Consider the following 4,255-nt stretch of genomic DNA (forward strand, 5'->3'; position numbering starts at 1 on the left):
CCCACTTCCCCGCATCGGCGAACTGGTCATCTCCGAGTTTCACACCCGTCTCGGAATAAGGATTCGTGGGGTGTGGCAAGGACAAACTCATGGCCATATCGAGATAGTCCGCATTCGCCGCGAGCGCACCGGCAAAGATGGTCTGGACAAACTTAGGCTCCACTGCGTTCATGACGTGCGTAGCTCCGTGTCGAAGAGCAACCTCCGTGACACTCTCGGGCTTCGAGGCATCAATCTGGTCAGCGATGAACCGACCCTCGATGGCGGCAGCGCCATGCTTGTCCTTGAGCCACGCGATCGTGCGCTGCGCCCTGGTGATGTCATAGTCAGTCACCACCATGACCTCGAAGAAGGACCGACGTGCGGAAATCTTGGCAATGGCGTCTCCGACGCCACCAGCGCCAACAAGCAGGATTCTCATATTCCTGACGTTACTCCTGGAAGTAGAGGCTGTGACTGTGTCTTCGCTGACAAGTAGTCTGGTGGGGAAGACGCAGCAGCGTCCATCCCAGCGAAATTGAGTAGCGATGACAACCCCCAACCCTGCACCCTCGGCGACTCGTCGATCGCGTGCTCTGCGGGTTGTTCCTCTGCTGGGTCCGGCACTCGTGGCGGGTGTGGCCTATCTGGATCCCGGCAATGTTGCCAGCAACATGACCGCCGGCGCACAGTTCGGCTATCTCCTGGTCTGGGTAGTCGTCGTGGGCAACTTGGTTGCCTGGTTGGTGCAATATCTCTCGGCCAAGTTGGGACTGGCCACCGGTAAATCTCTCACCCAGATTCTCGGAGAACGCATCAAGAACAAATGGCTCCGCCGAGGCTTCTGGGTTCAGGCAGAGATTGTCGCCATGGCGACGGACCTCGCCGAGGTCGTCGGTGGCGCCATCGCCTTCAACCTGTTATTCGGTTTCCCCTTGCTTGCCGGCGGCATGGTGATGGGTCTGTTGTCCTTACTCTTACTGTCCCTTCGTGATCGCTCAGGTGCGAAGGCTTTTGAGCGCGTCATCATCGCGCTGCTGTTGATTATTGCCATTGGCTTCGGCATGGGTCTCGTTGTGGCACCACCAGACCCCAGTTCGCTGCTGGGTGGACTGATGCCACGCTTTGATGGCGCAGCTTCTGTGTTGCTGGCGGCGTCCATTTTGGGTGCGACGATCATGCCGCATGCTATTTATGCGCACTCGGCACTGACTCGGGATCGCTTTGGCTTGGTTCTTGCTGGCGTGGAACGCGGCAAGATTCTCAAGGCCACCCGCGTAGATGTCACTGTGGCATTGGTGATTGCCGGCGGTGTGAACCTGGCCATCTTGCTCACAGCAGCAGTGAGCCTGCAGGGAGTTCCCGGCACCGACACCCTCGAGGGTGTTTATGCGGCGTTGAACAACAATTTGGGGCCCGTCATAGCCGTGTTGTTTGCGGTGGGACTGCTGGCATCTGGCTTGGCATCAACCTCGGTGGGAGCCTATGCCGGGGCCGAGATCATGAGCGGTCTGACCGATATTCAGATTCCGTTGCTGTGGCGTCGGGTCATCACGTTGATCCCCGCCTTCATCATCTTGAGTATTGGCGCTGACCCCACCTGGGCACTGATTATTAGCCAGGTAGTGCTGTCCTTCGGCATTCCCTTTGCGCTGATTCCTTTGGTGATCTTCACCAGGGACAAGTCCATCTTGGGCGTAGATATCAACTCAGGTGTGACCACAACCTTGGCAGTGTTGGCATCGGTGTTCGTTATTGGATTGAACGCGGTGCTGCTCTGGATTACCTTCGCTGGCTAGCTGGAGAAGTTAAAGCGAAAGGGCGCCAACTCCGAAGAGTTGACGCCCTGAAGCGTGTAGTAGCTGAGACTACTTGAGGACGACGGTTGCGCCAGCCTCGGTAAGAGCAGCCTTTGCCTTCTCTGCAGCGTCCTTGTTTGCGCCTTCGAGAACGGTTGCAGGTGCACCATCAACGAGTGCCTTAGCCTCACCCAGACCGAGGTTGGTGATGGTACGCACCTCCTTGATGACAGCAATCTTGTTTGCGCCAGCAGCCTCGAGAACGACGTCAAAAGAGTCCTTCTCTTCAGCAGCTTCAGCAGCTGCAGGTGCAGCGCCGCCAGCGGCAGCAACAGCTACGGGAGCTGCAGCGGTGACCTCGAAGGTCTCCTCGAATGCCTTAACGAACTCGCTGAGCTCGATGAGCGAGAGCTCCTTGAAAGCCTCGATGAGCTGCTCAGTTGAGAGCTTTGCCATGATTTTCTCCTTGTTGTTATTTCGTCTAAACCGATAACTAGTAAGTGACTAGTTGCCGGACTCTTGCTTTGCACGCAGTGCGTCGACTGTGCGAACAGCCTTCGACAGTGGTGCGGTGAACAGGTATGCGGCACCGAAGAGAGAGGCCTTTGCAGCTCCGGCAAACTTAGCCAGAAGTACTTCGCGGGACTCGAGATCGGCGAGCTTTCCAACCTCAGCAGCGTCGAGAGGCTTACCGTCGAAGTAGCCGCCCTTCAAAATGAGCTGAGGGTTTGCCTTGGCAAAGGTACGCAGGGCCTTCGCAACAGCGACAGCGTCGCCGTGCACGAATGCGATAGCCGATGGGCCAGCAAGCTGGTCATCGAGACCGGTGATGCCAGCCTTAGCGGCGGCAATCTTGGTCAGCGTGTTCTTTACCACGGCGTAAGTCGCGTGCTCACTGATGGACTTGCGCAGCTCCTTGAGCTGAGCAACAGTGAGGCCGCGGTACTCGGTGAGCAGAACTGCATTCGAACCAGAGAAATTCTTCTCGAGTTCGGAGAGCATTGCTTCCTTGTTCGCCATGGCGCTCCTTGTGGTTTCTCACACCCCACTTGTGTGGAGTGATTAGCCTCAGACCGCTCAAACTAAAAAAGCTCCAGCGCAGGGCTGGAGCGAAAGAAAACACGCGAACGTATTAATCACTTACAGGTTCCTGCGCGGGTCTCCGTCGAAACGAAACTTAGATTGGGGCTTTCTGACGAAAGCACACCAATAACCAGCGGTCTTTGGTTATCTCTAGGTTAGGTGAGAAACACTTCCTCTGGCAAATCGGTAGACTAAAGACTTCCCTCCCCTGTTAGCGCTGATGCTCACATCGGATGCCTGTGAGATAGGCATCACAAAGTGAGTTTTGGCTTGTCACGAAGATTTGAGGCCTCGTGAACGCTGTTGTAACCCTGACCCCCGCTCCCGTGCTGGACCGCACCTACCTTGCTGAAGATCTGACTGTCGGCAAAGTGAACCGTGCGTATGAAGTCCACGAATACATGAGCGGTAAGGGCCTGAATGTGGCCCGCACCCTGCACCTGGCTAAGCACCCTGTCTCGGCTGTGCTCCCCATTGGTATGCAGGACCAGTACCTTCTCTTCTCCACTCCCTTCCCACAGATCCTGCGCATCATGCCCGTTCAGGGTCGTGTTCGCGTGAACACCACTGTGGTTGAGCGTGGTGGTCGCACCACCAACATCAACCAGCAGGCGATCCCTTTCACCACTGAAGACTGGCGCAATGTTGTCGAGACCACGCTCGAGCAAGTCTCAGACATGAACGCTGACTGGCTGGTCGTATCCGGTATGCACCCCAAGATGATTGACACCGGTCTCCCCATCGACCTCAGCGAGCTATTCTCTCGTGCCCGTGACTTGGGTGCTCGTGTGGGTCTGGACACCTCCGGTCCCGAACTCAAGCACTGGGGTCGCAGCGGTGAGGTCAACCTGATCAAGCCCAACGCTGATGAACTTGCTTCTCTCGTCGGCCACGAACTCCACACTCTTGGTGATGTCATCGAAGCTGGTCGTGAGCTCATCTCGACCGGTCTGGAAATCGCCCTAGTGAGCCTGGGACCCGATGGCGCTATCGCCATCACCGCCGATGATGTTGTCTGGGCTTCGGCTGTTGCTCCCGAGGTCATCAACACCACTGGTGCTGGTGACGCATTCCTTGCTGGCTTCCTCAGCCAGGTTGTCAGCCCAGAAGCTTCTGCTGCTGGCCGCGAAGCAGGAACTCTTCCTGCACTAAGCCCCGAGGCTGCTTTGACTACAGGGTGCTCATGGGGTGCTCTGGCAGTGTCTCTGCCCACTACCTTGATCAGCTCCTTCGGAGATGCTCCGGTAGCTCAGCTGCGTGAGGTTGACCCGAACTACGCACTCCTCGAGAAGGCAACTGTTCGCTACTAGAGCGAGCAGCACACCAACCAAAAGATTCAGCAAGGAAAGCCCCGCAGATGTGAACTGAACCCCAAATGTTGGACTCGTAATAGA

At 56.8% G+C, this 4,255-nt stretch carries 5 protein-coding genes; 2 read left to right on the forward strand and 3 right to left on the reverse strand.

Going from position 1 to position 4,255, the window contains the following annotated elements; translation table 11 throughout:
- A partial coding sequence (locus RR877_RS02185; RefSeq protein ID WP_332627647.1) for a saccharopine dehydrogenase NADP-binding domain-containing protein occupies positions 1-421 on the reverse strand: 421 nt, incomplete at its 3' end.
- A gap of 106 nt (positions 422-527) precedes the next feature.
- Between RR877_RS02185 and RR877_RS02190 the strand changes: the two genes are divergently transcribed.
- Positions 528-1,778 carry an Nramp family divalent metal transporter gene (locus tag RR877_RS02190; RefSeq protein ID WP_332627648.1) on the forward strand — a complete coding sequence of 417 codons (1,251 nt, stop codon included), beginning with the start codon at positions 528-530 and terminating at the stop codon, positions 1,776-1,778.
- Positions 1,779-1,847: 69 nt separating this feature from the next.
- On the opposite strand, the gene rplL is transcribed toward RR877_RS02190, so the two are convergent.
- Both rplL and rplJ read right to left on the reverse strand, forming a co-directional pair.
- Positions 1,848-2,234: a 50S ribosomal protein L7/L12 gene (gene rplL / locus RR877_RS02195; protein ID WP_110234597.1), complete on the reverse strand. Its 387-nt coding sequence runs from the start codon at positions 2,232-2,234 to the stop codon at positions 1,848-1,850.
- A 48-nt stretch (positions 2,235-2,282) separates the two neighbouring features.
- Positions 2,283-2,798, reverse strand: coding sequence for a 50S ribosomal protein L10 (rplJ, locus tag RR877_RS02200; RefSeq protein WP_110234598.1), 516 nt, complete (start codon positions 2,796-2,798; stop codon positions 2,283-2,285).
- A 356-nt stretch (positions 2,799-3,154) separates the two neighbouring features.
- Between rplJ and RR877_RS02205 the strand changes: the two genes are divergently transcribed.
- Entirely contained in the window at positions 3,155-4,171 is a 1,017-nt protein-coding gene (locus RR877_RS02205) for a 1-phosphofructokinase family hexose kinase (protein WP_332627649.1), read from the forward strand.
- Positions 4,172-4,255: the final 84 nt, after the last annotated feature.

It is taken from the genome of Aurantimicrobium sp. (genome assembly GCF_036667855.1).
In the GTDB taxonomy this organism is placed as follows: Bacteria; Actinomycetota; Actinomycetes; order Actinomycetales; family Microbacteriaceae; genus Aurantimicrobium.